This window comes from Virgibacillus indicus, assembly GCF_002266285.1.
Classification (GTDB): domain Bacteria; phylum Bacillota; class Bacilli; order Bacillales; family Amphibacillaceae; genus Virgibacillus_K; species Virgibacillus_K indicus.
On record NZ_NPMS01000004.1, the window covers coordinates 301,476 to 318,999 of the forward strand.

18 protein-coding genes and 1 riboswitch are annotated in these 17,524 nt (G+C 38.3%); of the genes, 3 read left to right on the forward strand and 15 right to left on the reverse strand.

Translation table 11 applies throughout. From position 1 onward, the window contains the following. Window positions 1–6 precede the first annotated feature (6 nt). The 9 genes from flgK to CIL03_RS11025 all read right to left on the reverse strand — a co-directional run bounded on the left by flgK (window position 7) and on the right by CIL03_RS11025 (window position 8,038). Window positions 7–1,428: a flagellar hook-associated protein FlgK gene (gene flgK / locus CIL03_RS10985; protein WP_094885892.1), complete on the reverse strand. Its 1,422-nt coding sequence runs from the start codon at window positions 1,426–1,428 to the stop codon at window positions 7–9. Between the two features lie 20 nt (window positions 1,429–1,448). Then, complete coding sequence (locus tag CIL03_RS10990; RefSeq protein WP_094885893.1) at window positions 1,449–1,943, reverse strand: flagellar protein FlgN; 495 nt, start codon at window positions 1,941–1,943, stop codon at window positions 1,449–1,451. Window positions 1,944–1,968: 25 nt separating this feature from the next. Further along, window positions 1,969–2,232: a flagellar biosynthesis anti-sigma factor FlgM gene (gene flgM, locus CIL03_RS10995; RefSeq protein WP_094885894.1), complete on the reverse strand. Its 264-nt coding sequence runs from the start codon at window positions 2,230–2,232 to the stop codon at window positions 1,969–1,971. A 97-nt stretch (window positions 2,233–2,329) separates the two neighbouring features. Beyond that, window positions 2,330–2,743 (reverse strand): TIGR03826 family flagellar region protein, encoded by a 414-nt coding sequence (locus CIL03_RS11000; protein WP_094885895.1) that lies wholly within the window; start codon window positions 2,741–2,743, stop codon window positions 2,330–2,332. Window positions 2,744–2,787: 44 nt separating this feature from the next. Next, entirely contained in the window at window positions 2,788–3,468 is a 681-nt protein-coding gene (locus tag CIL03_RS11005) for a ComF family protein (RefSeq protein WP_094885896.1), read from the reverse strand. A gap of 1 nt (window position 3,469) precedes the next feature. Then, entirely contained in the window at window positions 3,470–4,888 is a 1,419-nt protein-coding gene (locus CIL03_RS11010) for an ATP-dependent helicase ComFA (RefSeq protein ID WP_094885897.1), read from the reverse strand. A gap of 72 nt (window positions 4,889–4,960) precedes the next feature. After that, complete coding sequence (locus CIL03_RS11015) at window positions 4,961–5,803, reverse strand: DegV family protein (protein WP_094885898.1); 843 nt, start codon at window positions 5,801–5,803, stop codon at window positions 4,961–4,963. 229 nt (window positions 5,804–6,032) lie between these two features. Then, window positions 6,033–6,725 (reverse strand): response regulator, encoded by a 693-nt coding sequence (locus CIL03_RS11020; protein ID WP_094885899.1) that lies wholly within the window; start codon window positions 6,723–6,725, stop codon window positions 6,033–6,035. A gap of 176 nt (window positions 6,726–6,901) precedes the next feature. Then, window positions 6,902–8,038 (reverse strand): sensor histidine kinase, encoded by a 1,137-nt coding sequence (locus CIL03_RS11025; protein ID WP_094885900.1) that lies wholly within the window; start codon window positions 8,036–8,038, stop codon window positions 6,902–6,904. Window positions 8,039–8,210: 172 nt separating this feature from the next. Between CIL03_RS11025 and CIL03_RS11030 the strand changes: the two genes are divergently transcribed. Further along, window positions 8,211–8,843, forward strand: a complete 633-nt coding sequence (locus tag CIL03_RS11030) for a YigZ family protein (RefSeq protein WP_094885901.1) — start codon at window positions 8,211–8,213, stop codon at window positions 8,841–8,843. 498 nt (window positions 8,844–9,341) lie between these two features. Here CIL03_RS11030 and nagB read toward each other — a convergent pair whose 3' ends face one another. From nagB to CIL03_RS11050, 5 genes are all read right to left on the reverse strand, one after another. Next, window positions 9,342–10,073 carry a glucosamine-6-phosphate deaminase gene (gene nagB / locus CIL03_RS11035; RefSeq protein ID WP_094885902.1) on the reverse strand — a complete coding sequence of 244 codons (732 nt, stop codon included), beginning with the start codon at window positions 10,071–10,073 and terminating at the stop codon, window positions 9,342–9,344. 92 nt (window positions 10,074–10,165) lie between these two features. Further along, the gene (locus CIL03_RS19845) at window positions 10,166–10,324 is read right to left on the reverse strand and encodes a hypothetical protein (RefSeq protein ID WP_165767938.1); all 159 of its coding nucleotides are present in this window, start codon (window positions 10,322–10,324) and stop codon (window positions 10,166–10,168) included. 143 nt (window positions 10,325–10,467) lie between these two features. Further along, window positions 10,468–10,971 carry a VanZ family protein gene (locus CIL03_RS11040; protein ID WP_094885903.1) on the reverse strand — a complete coding sequence of 168 codons (504 nt, stop codon included), beginning with the start codon at window positions 10,969–10,971 and terminating at the stop codon, window positions 10,468–10,470. Window positions 10,972–11,055: 84 nt separating this feature from the next. After that, window positions 11,056–11,382, reverse strand: a complete 327-nt coding sequence (locus CIL03_RS11045) for a helix-turn-helix domain-containing protein (RefSeq protein ID WP_094885904.1) — start codon at window positions 11,380–11,382, stop codon at window positions 11,056–11,058. A gap of 81 nt (window positions 11,383–11,463) precedes the next feature. Next, a complete protein-coding gene (locus CIL03_RS11050; protein ID WP_094885905.1) occupies window positions 11,464–11,592 on the reverse strand; it encodes an anti-repressor SinI family protein in 129 nt (42 codons plus the stop codon). 24 nt (window positions 11,593–11,616) lie between these two features. Continuing rightward, window positions 11,617–11,700, reverse strand: a riboswitch (cyclic di-GMP riboswitch). A 325-nt stretch (window positions 11,701–12,025) separates the two neighbouring features. Between CIL03_RS11050 and CIL03_RS11055 the strand changes: the two genes are divergently transcribed. Both CIL03_RS11055 and CIL03_RS11060 read left to right on the forward strand, forming a co-directional pair. Then, window positions 12,026–12,970, forward strand: a complete 945-nt coding sequence (locus CIL03_RS11055) for an LCP family glycopolymer transferase (RefSeq protein ID WP_094885906.1) — start codon at window positions 12,026–12,028, stop codon at window positions 12,968–12,970. Between the two features lie 384 nt (window positions 12,971–13,354). Further along, window positions 13,355–15,367 (forward strand): penicillin-binding transpeptidase domain-containing protein, encoded by a 2,013-nt coding sequence (locus CIL03_RS11060; protein ID WP_094885907.1) that lies wholly within the window; start codon window positions 13,355–13,357, stop codon window positions 15,365–15,367. Window positions 15,368–15,416: 49 nt separating this feature from the next. Here the strand turns inward: CIL03_RS11060 and CIL03_RS11065 are convergent, their stop codons facing one another. Further along, on the reverse strand, window positions 15,417–17,288 hold the full coding sequence (locus tag CIL03_RS11065; RefSeq protein WP_094885957.1) for an OPT family oligopeptide transporter: 1,872 nt from the start codon (window positions 17,286–17,288) through the stop codon (window positions 15,417–15,419). Window positions 17,289–17,524: the final 236 nt, after the last annotated feature.

The following is a 17,524-nucleotide window of genomic DNA, read 5'->3' on the forward strand; positions in this document are numbered from 1 at the left end:
ACTTACCTACCTTCCTACTAATCCCATACTGTTGATAATTCTATCAATCATTTCATCAATCGTCGTCATACTTCTTGCAGCAGCATTATATGCGTGCTGAAATTTGATCATGTTAGACATTTCCTCATCCAGTGAGACGGAGCTTACAGACATTCGTTGGTTTTCTACTTGTGAACGTAGAATAATTGTATTGTCAGCCATCCGATTTGCTTGCTGTGCTTCAACACCCAATTCACCAATAATAGATTGAAAGTATCCCTTTACGGATTTATCTTCTAAGCCATCTAGGCTCTTTTCAAATAAATCAGCTAAATCTGAAGCAATCTTTCCATCATTGTTTTCATTACTTGCCACTATTTCATCAGCCGAATCTAAAGCAACTTTGATATTGCCGGCAGCTCCGGTCTCTTCCACATCGAAGAAATTACTATGAATTCCATTAAAAGCATCAGCAAACTTATAAGCCATTTTATCTAAATTCGAAAGCATTTCCGGATAGGTAACTTCGTAGGATTCCACTAGACCCTTTAAAGAACCATTTGACTCTTTTATGTCAGTACCGCCGGCTTCCAGGGTAAGTGTTTCCTCTCCAGTTGCTTCATTTACTTCAAAGTTAACATCAATTTTATTTAAAATTCCTTCTTCTTCATCAATTAAAGTACCTAAAACATTACCTTCACTATCCATTACATCAATCTTCTTTAGACCATCGGCAATATCCAAGGAGCTCTCACCACTACTCTGGTCAGTTACTTTTATATTAACAATTTTAGACAACTCATCAATTAATCGATCACGCTCATCATATAAATCATTGGCCAAAAACCCGTGTGGTTCCACTTGTTTTACCTGCTCATTAATATTATGTATTTGTTCAATTAATGAATTTGCATCCTTTACGGTTGTGTCTATCTGAGATTTTAAATCACCTTGAATAGAGTTCAATGAATTTGACAAGTAGTTAAAGGTATCTGCTACTGCTTGACCCCTTTGAAAAACTACTGATCTCACACCGGAATCTTTTTCTGGATTAGCTGCAAGATCCTGAAGCGACTGCCAAAACTGATCCATCGTTTTCGACAATCCACTTTCCGAAGGCTCATTCATTACATTTTCCAGACGGCTTAATGCATCAGCTTTTGTCTCCCAATAGCCTGATTTACTGTTTTCTCCGCGAAATTGAATATCCAAAAATTCATTTCGGATTCGCTGAACTGAACCTGCTTGAACACCTGTGCCCATCTGTCCGGGAATTTGCGGTCTGTTTCGGGAGCCTGCAGGATATGGGTTCATTGTTTCAAAATTAACACGCTGTCTGGAATATCCATCCGTATTAGCATTTGAAATATTATGTCCGGTTGTATATAGAGCTGATTGTTGTGCAAAAAGGGCTTGTTTAGCCATTTCCAATCCGTGAAATGTACTCATTTGTAAACTCCTTTAATTTCCTAAGCTTTTGAGTCAAATACAGAACGTTTATTAGTCTCTGGTTCTGACCCTTTTTTATTTCCATAGTTCATATTTTTTATCGATGGATTCATCATATCAAGTGAAAGCTGAACAAATTGCATGGACTGATTAATCAATGCATGATTTAGCTGCTCCTGCTGCTTCAATTTTGTAATTGTTTCCGTTAATTTAATCGTTATTTTTCCCAAAGTTGTTTTTTCCTGTTCCTCTGTTACGAGTTCCAGCATATTGGTTATTGTTGCATCACCTGTTGGCAATCGCTTACGCGCAAACCATTCTTCAACTTCCGTCTGACGCTTAGCCTCAGCCTGCTCTACCGCTCGAACGGTCTTCCTCTCCTTTAGGAGTACAGCTTGGAGATTATCAATGGAACCATCTTTTACGATCTTTGTTTTTTCAAGAGATATTTCTAATAGTTCCATGTGCAGGTTAACCAATTTTTCAAGTGACTTAATGATTGTTTGTACGGACAAAACAATGTCCTCCTTTTACACTTACTTACTTTTTCGACCAGAAATCAATCATTTTTTGTGCTGTTTTCTCATGATTAATTTTATACTCCCCGGATTCCACTGCATTTTTAATTTCCTGTACATAAGCAGCACGCTTCGCATTTGGCTTTTCATTTTCCTGTAATTGTTTGGCATGGCTGGAGATTTCAATTTGGTCTTTTTTATTGATTTCTTTTTTTACTTCATTTTGCTTTTGTATCTGATTTTTATAAGGGTTAAAGTTTGTTTGGTTAGGACCGTTGATCTTCAATGAATCATCACCCCTTTTTCAGTATTTATTCCGCTGCAATTTTTATTCTTATTGTTATTATCGGCATTATATATATTATTTAAAGAAAAAATTACTTTTACTTTTTCTCGAAGTTATAATAAATCGTATTTTTTTCTTTATTTTTATCTGATTGTGCCAGTTTCTCCAATTCTTCATGTCTTAGCAGATCATTGCGCAATTCTTTCGTGCAATTCTCACATAAATGCCCTGAAACAATGGATGTGCCACATCGTTCACAAGAATATGCCAGTTTTGGAAATTGTGAAGGGTGCAGACGTTTTTCCCTGATGAACTTAATAATAAAAGCCTCCTTGGCGCCTGTTGCCTTAATTATCTCTTCCATTGTTGCCTCTCTATTTTTTCTTTCACGCAGAAATCGGTAAACTATCTCAAATACTTTTTCTTCTTCTTTATAACATTTTTGACAAATGTCACGTATGCCTTTTACAAATACATCATTACAACGAGAGCAATTTGCAAGTTCAGCCATTGAACATTCCCTCATTTCATTAGTCATTATAGCACAATATTTTACTACCCTCGCACTAGTGTACATGCATAAACTCTTGTACAGCCATGCTCTTTTAGCAGACTGGCTGCATGACGTAAAGTAGTGCCAGTTGTATATATATCATCGACAAGAACAACAGGATTGTTAATAGTTTCATTAATTGCAAATGGATTTTTTGTAAAGATTCTTTCATAACGTGTCTTCTTGGACTGCTTCTCACCATGTTTTCGGGATAGTATTGCACAAGTCTCTATTGGCAAAAAGTCTGCCAGCATTTGCGCCTGATTAAATGCCCGTTCTGTCAGTCTTTTTGTACTTAATGGAATTGGAACAGCAATTGCATTCTTCTCAAGAAAAGTGAATTTTTTCCTGAACGATTTGACGAAGGGCTCCTTAAAGGCGTTTCCCAGAAAATAGTCCCCTCTATATTTCCATTTGGCAATCAGCTCTTGCATAAAAGCATTATAGTTAAAAACCGAATGATTGAACATTAATGGATCCTCAACTGATTGTTTTTCCCACCACCTGCAGTCCGAACAGACTTCTTCGTTAGTTATGCGGCTGCATCGTGAACAACACTTTCCGCTTAATACTTCCATCTTGCTTTTACATTCCTGGCATAACAATGCTTTTCCGTCCAGCAGAAGCAGGTTTTTCCAGCTTGTTTCGTGCATTATTTGTTCATGACACCATAAACACTGCATTTTATGAAAAACCTCCCCTCTTATTCATAGAAATAATAGAATTTTTTGCTTCTACCATTGCGTCTGTCTTTCCATCATGAAAAAACAGAACCTCCCCTGTGGGATCATCTGGACTTCTTCCTGCTCTTCCAGAAATTTGAACAAGGGCTGCTTCATCAAAAACAATATGTCCAGCATCCAATACAGCAACATCCACAGATGGAAACGTTACACCGCGCTCGAGAATCGTCGTTGTAAGCAGAACTTCGATTTTCTTTTCTCGAAACAGCTCTACTTTTTCCTTTCTGTCAGGATCTGTTGCATGAACAGCGCAGAGACTATCATTGCTGGAAAGTATCTGCTTATCTATTAAAATTTGAGTGAGATTATCTTTCATCTTATCAGCTAATTTAATTGTTGGGACAAAAACTAACAACCGTCTCTTGGGATTTTTCCGATGATCTAGCCATTTTAAAAAAGCTGTGGGTGGCTTATAGCTTTTTAATTCCTTTCTTAGGTCAAAACACATCTTAAACAGTGGTACAGGTAAAGGCTTGCCATGAAATCGAACGGGAACAAAAATATGCGGGAGTTTCTTTTGTCTGATTTGCTTTTGGTGCTCGCTTCGAGGAGTTGCGGTTAAATAAATGGTTGTATTAGAAGAGGCTTTTGAACGGTTCGCAGCAAATGGGAGTGATTGGTCTGCATGATAGGGGAATGCATCGATCTCATCAATGATCAAAACATCGAATGCTTCTTTATACCGGAGCAGCTGGTGTGTAGTTGAAATAATAATCTGTGCGGTTGCATCCTTATCAGGACTTCCACCATACAATGCGGCTACTTCAGTTGAAGAAAATGCAGACTTGATTCGCGGCAGCAGTTCCCGTACAACATCTGCCCGGGGAGTAGCAATACAAATTCGTTTTCCTTGCATTAAAGCTTCCGATATACCTGGATAAAGCATCTCAGTTTTTCCTGCACCGCAGACTGCCCAAATGAGGAGCTCTTTTTCCTTATTTCTTATTGCATTCACAATTCGATTTGCAGCCTGCTGCTGAACATTCGTCAGCTTGCCTATCCAGGAACATGGATCCTCAAGACTTGGCCATATTGGCGCTTCTCCACTCCATAAATAAAGGGCTTCACATTCCATTACCCGTCCCATTTCAATACAATTACGGCAGTATAGATGTGTTTTTTTACAGGATTGACAGGGAATTGCTGCAAATAAGGATTGCTTTTGATTGTTGCAGCGCTGGCACTGATTGCTGAGTTTTTTTCGTTTAATGGATTTACTGGGTGTGAATAAATTTGCGGAACAAAGTTTTTGAAAGAGGGCTTCATTCAGAGGGATTTCATTTCGCAGCAACAGTTTTCCCGAAAACCGTTTTGCCAATTGCTGATTGGTAAAATCTGGTGGTGCCTTTTTTGGTTGCATAATACTCTCTCCCTTATCAGATCATAGTAAGCCATCACCCTCAATTGGCTGATGGCTCGATGATTTAAATTGTTATTTCACATACCAGCCGACACCGATTGCGCCTTCCCCTAAATGGGTGCCGATTACAGGGCCAAAATAACTTATCGTTGTATCCGCTGATGGGTATTTGCTTAAAAAGTCATCCTGCAGTTCAGCTGCAGTTTCTTCATTGTTGGCATGGATAAATACGACCTTCAAATCATTTCCTTTTGCAGCATCCTCTTCCAGCATTCCCATAATTCGGTTCAGCGCTTTTTTGCGTGTTCGGATTTTTTCAAATGGAACAATTACTTTGTCCACAAAATGCAGGATCGGTTTAACCTGCAAGAGACTTCCTACTAAGGCTTGTGCCCCATTTAAACGGCCGCCCCGCTGCAGATTATTGAGGTCATCCACCATAAAATAGGCACGGATATTACGTTTAATCTGATCCAGACGGCTGATGATATCCTCTGGTGACTTATTTTCCTTTGCCATCTCCGCTGCTTCCAATGCATAAAATCCTTGTGGCAGGCAGCTCAATTCCGAATCATAGGCATAAACATCAATTCCTTCTACCATTTCACCTGCACTCACAACAGCCTGATAGGTACCGCTGATCCCACTGGACAAATGAATTGATATAACTGCATCATAATCTTTTGCCATTTCTTCCAGCTTGCTGGTGATATAGCCTATGGATGGCTGTGAAGTTTTTGGCAAACTATTTGATTCTCTTACTTTTTGATAAAATTCCTCTGTTGTAATATCTATTTCTTCTTCATAAGACGAATCTCCAAACACGACACTAAGCGGAACCATATAAATGTTATGCTGCTTCCGTACTTCAGCAGGAATATATGCCGTGCTGTCCGTCATTACAGCAACTTTCATTAATAACCTTCCCCTTTGCTAATCTTAATAGAACTCCATGGCTATTTGTTTTACCCTGTTATTTTTATATACTTATTTTACATGAACAGATTGAAAAATGCATCACTAACTATAAACAAAAAATACTCTGATGCATTTGCTAGCATCAGAGTATATAAGAGCAGTAATACAGGAACAAAAAGTATTGCTTGCCTGACCCTTTCAAAGGTTAAGAGCAGTAAAACTCAATCTATAAAACTTCTACCCAGCCTTTTCGAATTGCAGAAACAACGGCCTGAGTTCTGTCATTAACATTCATTTTTTGTAAAATATTACTAACATGATTTTTCACTGTTTTTTCACTGATGTACAAAGTTTCCGCAACCGCACGATTGCTCTTTCCATCTGCCAGCAGCTGAAGCACCTGGCATTCGCGCTTTGTAAGCAGGTGTAATGGTTTACGGTATTCAATTCCGCTTTCAGCAATGGTTGAAGTATTTTCTTTTGCCAGACGGCGATATTCCTGAACTAAATTATGCGTTACTCTTGGATGCAGGTATGATCCGCCTTCACTGACTACTTTAATTGCTTCAATTAATGCATCCGAATCCATTTCTTTCAGTAAATAGCCCTGTGCCCCTGTTTTCAGTGCATGGGTTACATAGCTTTCGTCATCATGGATTGACAGAATAATAACATTTGTATTTGGAAAATATCTGACAAGATCCGCTGTTGCCTGAACACCATTCATATTAGGCATATTAATATCCATTAATACGACATCCGGATCATTTTCTTTTACTAGCTTTGATGCAACTGCCCCATCATCACCTTCTGCTACAACTTCAAATGAGGGTTCAAATTCCAAAATGCGCTTTACTCCCTCTCGAAATAATTTATGATCATCAATCAATACGATTTTTATTTTTTTATTTGTTTCCATGTTTTTGTTCCTCCCAGGTTAATTTCAATTAATCTAACATCCCTATTACTTAATGCGGCAGTTCATAGTTATTATATATTTATCTATCTATTATATATTCTCTTCTTTATGAAGTAAGTATAAATATTACTGTAATTAATCTTTGGACATAAACGGGCGCTTACGTCTTTGATTTTTCAAAGATTATATGGAACCTGAATTAAAATCGATGTTCCTTTGTCAATTTTCGAATTAATTTTCATTTTTCCCTCTAACATTTCTACGCGTTCCCGCATGCCTATCAATCCGAATGATTTATCTTTTTTCTGCTTCGTATCAAAACCTTTGCCATTATCCTTTATCAGCATGGTGAGGTTATTTTTGCATATTTCCAGTTTAACCTGTATAAGGGAAGCTTCAGCATGTTTAATTGCGTTTTGCACTGATTCCTGCACCAAACGAAAAAATGCAACTTCATATTTTTGATTCAGTCTTTTTTCTTCGCCGGTCGATGAAAATTCAATTTCCGTATTATTATAGTCAGCTATATTTGCAACATATTTTTTTATTGTTGGTATTAAACCAAGATCATCCAGTGCCATTGGACGCAGATCATAAATGATGCGCCGGACCTCATAGAGTGAGGAGCGGACCATCTTGCGGACATCTTTAATTTCAACAAGAGCCTGCTCAACATTATTAGCTCGAAATGACCTGTCCACAAGTTCTGATCGAAGCAGTATGTTTGCAAGCATTTGAGCAGGTCCATCATGAATTTCTCGTGATATCCTTCTCCGTTCTTCCTCTTGTGCCTCTATAATCTTTAAACCGAATTCCTGTTTTTCCTTGGCACTTTCAATCATTTTATTCACTTGTTTAAAGTCATCATGCAAATATGTAAGAATTACTGCTATTTTGCTGGCAAGTGCCTCTGCACGTTCAATCGTATGACTTAAACTGATTAGTCTTCTTTCCAGATCGTCCCTTTTTTCACGTAAGGCCTTTTCTTCCTGCTGAATCATAGCCAATTTTGTCTGCATAGCGTGGGTATTTTCGTATACTTCACGAATTTCATTTTCCGAATAGCGATCAAAATATTTGCTGACTTCAGCCAATCGCTGTCTGGAATACCTGACCTTTTGCTCAAGCTGATCCCCATCATCTATGTGACGGATTACTTTTTCTTTTGTTTCCTTCAGCTCTTTTACTAGATGCTCATGTTCCTTTCGAGCCTCTTCACTTATATTAAATATTTCGTCTTTACTATTTTCTACTACCTCGATCATTTCGTTAATGACATAATCAAGTGCAGTATCACTTATTTTCTGTGCCATCGCTTCCCACCAACCTATGCTATAATTATACGTGTATATTCATATTTTTTATAGGGTCTTTTTTCATACTTATAGGAAATTTTATCCGATAATTTATAACTTTCTCTCTAAATACTATTATAAATTGGTTTTCTTTAATACTATAATGATCTACTAGGAGGCAAAAGCAAGAATGTTACCATCGTATTTTACTGTAAAAAAAGAAGGAACGGATCAAATCATCATACAAAAGTCACGTTTTATCGGTTATGTAAAACGTGTTGAAACAGAAGAAGAAGCGCATAGCTTTATCCAGGAAATTAAAAAAAAGCATCATGACGCAACACATAACTGTTCTGCATATATTATCGGAGAACATGATCAGATTCAAAAGGCCAATGATGACGGGGAGCCAAGCGGCACAGCCGGAGTTCCAATGCTGGAGGTTTTAAAAAAGCAGAAATTAAAAGATACTGCTGTTGTCGTAACAAGGTACTTCGGTGGTATTAAACTCGGAGCAGGAGGCTTAATCCGCGCCTATGGCAGCACGACTTCCCAGGCACTCCAAACAACTGGCATTGTCAAAAGGCAGCTGATGCAGGGCTTCTCTGTAACTGTTGATTATACCTTACTTGGAAAGCTGGAAAATGTTTTGCGTACTTCTGATCATATACTAGAATCGATAAATTATCTAGAAAAGGTAGAATTTATCGTCTATGTAAAAACTGGAAGCGAACAGGATTTTCGTAATTGGATTGTTGATCTGACAAGTGATCAAGCAATGATAACAGAGAAAAATACTTCTTATTTGGAGATTGATGTATAGGAATACTTTGTTGTACTAGAGCCGGGGTTTCTATAGAGTGCGACATAACTGCTCTGTTGATTTCAACGGACGGATGGTTCGTGGGTTGAACGGAATATCAGGATTTGGGGTACTTCTCTGAGCCCAGCACCCAGAAAACAATAGCCAGGGATCACATAGAGCGCCTCTAAGCCCAAACAGCACGAAGTAAGTAGCCACCGGTCACATAGAGCGTCTCTCTAAGCCAAAACAACACGAAATAAGTAGCCACCGGGCACATAGAGTACTTCTCTAAACCCAAACAGCCAGAAACAAGTAGCCACTGGTCACATAGAGGATATTTCGGTGGATGGCTGATATGATTCTGGAAGTGTGGTTATATTTCCTGAGCGGCCGATGGAATTATCATCGCTGATTTTAGTACGAATTCCAAAAATAAAACCGCATGTAATCAAGGATTTTAAATTTGATTTCACGCGGTTTTATCATTTTTATAAGATTTTCCCCAGCCTATTAAATTTACTTATTAACTTTGGACAATGCCGCTTCGTCAGCTATAACGATAACATTATCATGGTTTTGCAGAATTGAAGCAGGGAATTCTTCGGACACTTCACCATTGATTAATCTCTCAACAGCTTCTGCTTTGTTTTCACCGGAAGCAAGTAGAAGTATTTCTTTGCTCTCCATAATTGTTTCGATTCCCATCGTTATTGCTTTCGTTGGAACCTCATCTATAGACGGGAAGAATCTCGCATTCGCATTACGGGTTGATTCATCTAATTCAACGATATGTGTTCTGCTTGAAAATGATGTGCCTGGCTCATTGAAACCAATATGGCCATTCACGCCAAGGCCCAATAACTGAAGATCAATATGGCCGGCTTCTCGGATTCGTTCTTCGTAATCACGGCATTCTTTTTCAGTGTCACTTACCTCACCATTTGGAACATGGGTTTGTTCAGCAGGGATATCAATATGATTAAATAATTTATCTTTCATAAAATAGTGATAACTGTTTGGGTTTGAAGCATCGAGCCCAACATATTCATCCAGATTAAAGGAAATCGTATTTTTAAATGAAACTTCATTCTGATTTTGTTTCTCAATCATTTTTTTATAAAGTCCTTCAGGTGTAGACCCTGTTGCAAGTCCCAGAACCGGATTCTTTAGATTAAGTAATCGTTCCACATAAATAGAACATGCCTTTTCGCTCATCTCTTCGTAATTCGCAACCTTTATAATTTCCATTTTATCTTCTCCTTTTTCCATTGCTTGCTTTTAGCATTACCAAACAAAAATAAAACAACTACATTTCACTTTCGAATGTAGTTATAAATTAGTTATTTTGCAAGAGTTTGTATGTTTCCTTTGATATCAGTTCCATTTGTTAATTCATTGATTAACAGCTTAATCAGTTCTTCCGAAGATTGGATTTTATGATTTTCCGTTTGATCAATCACTTTTTTCATCATATGTTTATATTTTTCCTGCTCACGCATTTAATTCCCGCCTTTAAAAGTTTTATCTTTTTTGGTTCTATAGTAATGTACCATATAAAAAAGAGATTCAGTGTCGAAATATGTCGTTAAACATAGATTATCATAAAAAAGATTACTTTTTTATAATAAATTCGACTATATTGTTATTTTTTTGGCGCATTTGTTTTTTTTCTTTTCCACCAATGTAAAACTAATAAACAGGCAACAGCCAAAATTCCACCAAAGCTATCTAAAAAGACATCTCCAATATATGGTGTACGATTTGGTGTGAAGCCTTGATGAATTTCATCTAAAATAGCATATGCAACTGTGAGAAAAAAGGAAATGAACAGAGTTGTCCAAAATGTTACAGCAGCTGATTTCCTTAAAGCAGCATAAAACAGTAAACATAAAATAAAGAAGACCCCAATATGGGCCCCTTTACGAATAAAAAATTCAATAAACCCCTCTACTCCATGTGTTTCCACACTTACTGGTGAATTATGATATGTAAAAGATATCCAGCTTAGAAATGGTTCCAAAAAAGACAGATCAATCATATTTGATAGTAAAGGTTTGATATTTTGTTTTTCATAAGGCTGGTGGGAAGAATAAAAAATAACACCCATCCAGATTAATGGCATCAGCCAATATAAATATTTTCGCATGTGGTCACCATTGGTTCATATATTTAATTAATTATATATTGAGTTCTCTCTAAAAGCCGCAGGGCATATTGCTCTGCGGCTCAATTAATCCTGTTTATTTCTCCATTTATTAAATTCCAGATATTCCTTGAATTGCTCTTTTGTAACACCTGAATTCATCGCTTCTTGAACAATTTTCAACCATTCATTATCTAAATTATTTATTTGTTCCGAATTATCATCCTGAATTAAGTCATTTACAGAAACATTTAATACCTTGCTGATCTTCTCGATAAACTGAATCGATGGATTAGTTTGAAGGTTTCTTTCAATCGAGCTTAAGTAGGATTTTGCCACACCTGCCCTTTCGGCTAATTCGGAAAGAGACATCTTTTTATCTTGTCGTAAGTTTTTGATTTTTTCACCGATCAAAGTCGACTCACCTGCTTTCATAGGGAATTATATCATATAATAGGTGAGCAGTTCTATATATAGTACAAATTAATTTTTGCACTATACTGCATCCTCTGTCTCTGTTAGGAACAGACGGATCTCCTCAATAGTCAGACCTAAAGCTTTGGCTTCTTTCATCAGTTCTACCCATTCAAAATCAAGTGCCGTCTCTTGAATTGTATTTCCCATATTCCCCGACCCCCATTATCTTTTCCAGACAATCCAGCCATCTTAGCCAAAAGCGTTAGACCTGTGACTTTGCGTCCTTATTTTTCAATAAGTTTGCCTTTTACTGAGGTTATTAAGATTTAAGACTATTATACTATACTGTCTAGGTATTTTGTTTAGCTTGTTTTGTCAGATTCCAACTAGTTTTGTTGCTTTCCTTTATAAAAAAATTAAATATGTGTCGATTCCATAAGTAACTAATGCTAAAGTCCATTTCCATTTATCAGCAGCGCGTCAGACCGTAACATTTTTATCGCAATTTTGAAATGTAAGATTTAACAATATTTACATGGACGAAATCCCGAAGATTCGATATAATTTAGCCATGATTCGATATTTTTAAGCAGTTAGGTATTTCCTTCTGTCCAACTGCTTTATACAGAGGAGAATACGAGTGGATTCTAGAATTGATAAAAGAAAAACTAAGAAAAAGCGTAAATGGCCATACTGGGTCGGTGGAATATTTCTAGTCATCTTATTAGTTGTGGGTGGTTTTGCCTACTATGTATGGGATAAAGTTGGGGATACAGTTGAAACCATGCATAATCCATTGGCAAGGGATGATGATCCAGAACGGCAAAAAGAATTGAAAAGTATTTTTGAGGATAAGAAATCCCTGAATATCCTTTTGCTTGGTGTAGATGAGCGAAGTGGTGATAAAGGCCGTTCCGATACCATGATTCTTATGTCTTTAAACCCGAATACGGACTCAATGGCTATGCTGAGCATCCCGAGAGATACCTATGTGAACATACCTGGACGCGGAATGGATAAAATCAATCATGCCTATGCATTTGGTGATGTGGAATTATCGGTACAGACAGTTGAAGATGCCTTCGATTTACCCGTACATTTCTATGCCAGAGTAAACATGGAAGGGTTTAAACAAGGGATTGACGCAATTGGCGGAGTTACCGTTACAAATGATCAGGCATTTTCCCAGGGCGGGGAAACCTTCTCAGAAGGACAAATTCATTTAAATGGAGACCAGGCATTAAAATATATCCGTATGCGGAAAAATGACCCTCGTGGGGACCTTGGCAGAAATGAGCGTCAGCGTAATGTAGTACAGGCAGCTGTTAAGGAAGGTGCCAGCTTCTCAAGTATTACAAAAGTGGGGGACATTTTAAATATTTTAGGCGGCAATGTCAAGACGGATCTGAATATGGACAGAATGCAGACATTATTCAGTGACTACCGTGGTACAATTGGAAATACAAAAACATTGGAAATAAGCGGAAGCGGACAAACAATTAATGGTGTATGGTATTATGTTGTACCAGATTCCGAATTTAATCGAATAACAACCGAGATTACTGAACATATGGAAGCACGATAGGAAATTAAAAGTCACCTGTAGAATTTCTTACAGTGTGACTTTTTATCTTTAATGCATGTTCAAAAAGGTGCCGAATTAGAAGGTCGACAAAACGCCACGTCCTGTGTTTCGCAAGAAGGTCGAGGCGGCGAGGTTTTGAGGACTAGGCAAAGCTTCCCCGAATAATCATCGCACACAGAAAAAGTGATTCCCTTTTTCAATGACGTTGGTGTCTTAGTAGAAGATCCTTAGCAATTAATACATGAGAACGAAAAAACAAGCATTCTTGCGAGACTCGCCGCTTATAGTTTGGTGACTTTTTGAACTTCATCTTTTAGATACAATTTTTTGTGCAGCATCAGTGTTATACTATGAATAAAACCGATACGAATGAGAGGGGTTCAGATGAAAAGATATATTTTATTTATAAGCCTTATTTTCTTCATTTTTCTAGCTGCCTGTTCCGAGGATGAAGTGACTCCCAATGAACGATTTGACAGCTATGTCAAGCAATGGGAAAAAGAAGAATTTGCCGAAATGTATGGAATGATTTCATCAACATCTGCAGAAACCTATCCAACTGAGGAATTTGTTGACCGCTACGCAAAAATCTATGAGGATCTGAATATTTCAGAACTTGCCATTACATTTGAAGAGTTAAATGAAGAAGAGCTTGAAGCTGCGATGGAAGAAGGAACTGCAACACTGCCTTTTCATGTGGAAATGGAAAGTATTGCCGGTCCAATAGCATTTGATTATGAGGCAACCTTAAACCAGGAAGGTGAAGAAGAGGAAAAAAACTGGTTTGTCGAATGGAATCCAGGATTTATTTTCCCCCAGATTAAAGATGGCGGCGAAATCAGATTTGATACAACAGAACCTACCCGTGGAGAAATACTCGACCGGAACAAAATGCCATTGGCGATGAATGGTCCAATTTTTGATGTCGGCATTGTACCAGAGAGTCTTGGTGCTGATCCTGAGCAAAATAAAGAACAAATAGCTGATCTACTTGGTATTTCGGTTGAATCAATCGATCAGGCATTAAACGCAGGCTGGGTTGAACCAAACTTATTAGTCCCAATCAAAGAAATATATGACGAGGCTGTTGTTGACCAGCTTTTACAAATTGATGGAGTAATGATTGATAATGCCACTGGACGCATCTATCCGGAAGGCAAGGCTGCCGCTCATTTAGTTGGTTATGTTGGGCAAATCACGGCGGAAGAACTGGAAGATAAGGAACCCGGACAATATGGTGCAAATGATGTTATTGGAAAACGTGGACTAGAACAATTATACGAAGAACAACTCAAAGGTGAAAAAGGCTTGAAGATTATTATTGAAAAAGAAGGAGAGGATGATACCCTTCTAGCAGAAACTCCCGTTAAAGACGGGGAAAATATTTCTCTGACTATTGATGTTAATATACAGGAAGAAATATACAATTCCTTAGAGGGAGATGCAGGTACTGCTGCAGCAATCGATCCAAAATCAGGTGAAACACTGGCACTCGTTAGCAGTCCCGCATTTGACCCAAATGAAATTTTATATGGAACCAAGCCAAATTTATGGGAAGAACTGCAAAATGATGAGCAAAATCCAATTCTGAATCGTTTTTCTGCTACCTTCGCACCAGGATCAGTTATTAAACCTGTAACTGTAGCAATTGGCTTACAAAATGGTTCGATTACTCCTGAAGAAGAAATCGAAATAAATGGATTGACGTGGAGTAATGGAGAAGGCTGGGGGGATTATGAAGTTCGCCGGGTTTCCGAATCCACCGGGCCTGTTGACCTAAAAGATGCATTAGTCCGCTCAGATAACATCTACTTTGCCATGAAGGGAATTGAAATGGGAAGTGAAGCATTTATTTCAGGTTTGCAGGAGTTTGGTTTTGGAGAGGAATTACCATATGAGTATCCTATCACTCCATCAACAGTGTCCTCAACCGGGGAAATCAATGATGAAGTTTTACTGGCAAACTCCAGTTATGGGCAGGGCGAAGTTGAAATGAGTGCACTTCACTTAGCATTAACCTACACACCTCTCCTGAATAAGGGAAACATGCTTAAACCAACCTTTCTTGTGAGCGAGGATACAGGACAGGTCTGGAAGGAAAATTTACTTTCTTCAGATCAGGCTGAAATGCTGAAAGGAATTTTAAGAGAAGTAGTTACTAACGGAACTGCAGAGCAAGCCAATGAAGCTGAGTTCCCTATTTCCGGTAAAACCGGTACAGCCGAATTGAAACTGACAAGCGAAGATAAATCAGGCAAGGAAAACGGCTGGTTTGTTGGATATCCAACTGATGATCAGAATATACTGATTGCCATGATGGTGGAACATACAGAAGACCGTGGTGGAAGTGGTTATACTGTTGAAAAAGTTACTGACATCTTTAAAGAACTTAAATAACAAAAATATCCCCTGCTTCGTGCAGGGGATATTTTTGTTTCTTATATTATTATTTTGCTAAACGCTTATTCGCTGTATAGTATAAATACCATGCAACTGCTGCAATTGCAATAATAGAAACAATTGGACCAAAGAATGTTTCTGCTGGGAGTACGACACCTGCGGTAACTGCGAGTGCAACAATAACACCCATCAATGCCTCACCGGCAATATAACCTGATGCAAGCAATATACCCCGTTCATTTTTCTCTTTAAGTTCGTCCTCATTTTTAGAACGGCGTGTAGTAATCCATCTGATAATTCCACCAACCATGATTGGTGATGATAAGTGGATTGGCAGATATAATCCAACCGCGAACGGCAGTGAACCTATGCCAAACAGCTCTACCATTGCTGCTATTGCAGCACCGATAAAGATAAGTGTCCACGGAAGGTCACCGTGCATGATCCCCTCAACAACCATCGACATCAGAACAGCCTGAGGTGCAGGTAATTCGGCTGAACCAAAACCATATGCATTATCAAGCAGGATTAAAATAAAGCCAATGACAATACTTGTAATCAAAACACCATATAACTGGGCAATTTGCTGCCACTTCGGGGTTGATCCAACAATATACCCGGTTTTTAAATCCTGTGATGTGTCCCCAGCAATTGCCGCTGCAATACAAACAACTGCCCCAATTATAATTGCAGTAACCATTCCCGCTTCACCTGTTTGTCCAACCGCAGACAAAACAATCGAAATGAAAATCAGTGCGGCTATTGTCATACCTGAAACCGGGTTTGATGAACTTCCGACAATGCCGACGATTCTAGATGAAACCGTGACAAAAAAGAACCCAAAAATCAACAGCAAAATTGCCCCGATAAATCCGATTTCAATATGTGGGAAAAACATTAATATCCCGATAAAGGCTATTGTCAGAATAATGATAAGAAACATTGGGATGTCTTTATCTGTCCGTAGTTCATCGCTATTTCCAACATCTGAAAACCCTTTGACTGCACCTGTAAAAGACGAGAAAATCGTTGGGAGTGATTTTACAAGCCCCATGATTCCGCCAAATGCTACAGCACCTGCCCCAATATAGCGCAGGTAATTCCCCCAGATATCATGATAATTCATTTCGCTGATAGGAACCTCTGCAGGATAAATTGCTGTATTGGCAAAATCACCAATAAAACTGATTAATGGTATAATTCCCAGCCAGCCAAGTACTGCGCCTGCAAACATATATGCCGCAATCCGTGGACCAATTATAAAACCAACACCTAATAGGGCGGGCAGTATATCCATTCCAATAGCAGCATTTTTAAACTTATAAATTTCCCATTCAACTGATGATGGAAATGCCTTCACCGCATCTGTTAAAAATTTAAAAGCGGCACCAATACCCAGGCCACCAAAGATAAGCTTAGCACCTTTGCCGCCTTTTTCACCGGCAACTAAAACTTCCGCACATGCAGTTCCTTCCGGGTATGGCAATGTTCCATGTTCTTTCACAATAAGTGCTCTTCGCAGTGGAATCATAAGAACGACACCAAGGATTCCTCCGGCTAATGCAATGATAGCAATCGTCGTTAAGCTTGGCTGCATTTGCCAAATAAATAATGCAGGCAGTGTAAATATAATTCCAGCAGCAAGTGATTCACCTGTAGATGTGATCGTTTGAACGATGTTATTTTCCAGAATAGACGTCCGCTTCATTATAATCCGTAGTATAGCCATGGAAATAACTGCTGCAGGAATCGAAGCAGAAACAGTCATCCCTACAATCAACCCTAAATACGCGTTAGCAGCGCCAAATACGATTGCCAGAATCGCCCCAATAATCATTGCAGTTATCGTAAACTCTGGCCGTTTTTCTGTTGCAGGAACATATGGCTTGAAACCAGTATCTGATTCTTTCTTTGCCATCTTAAACATCCTTTCTCCTCTTAATTTTGATCGTTACGATATGTCTATTATTTACCCATAGTGCAGTCGGCCCAAAACAAGTCATTTATCCTTCTTATATAATGTTTTCTGAAAGTAAGGGTTTATACCTTGAAAATCGCACAAGTCATCCTATCATAACCATTTGCCGTTAAAAAGAGGAAAAAGCAATGCATATTTATGACCACAAAAAAAGCGATAGCCTCAAACAGCTATCG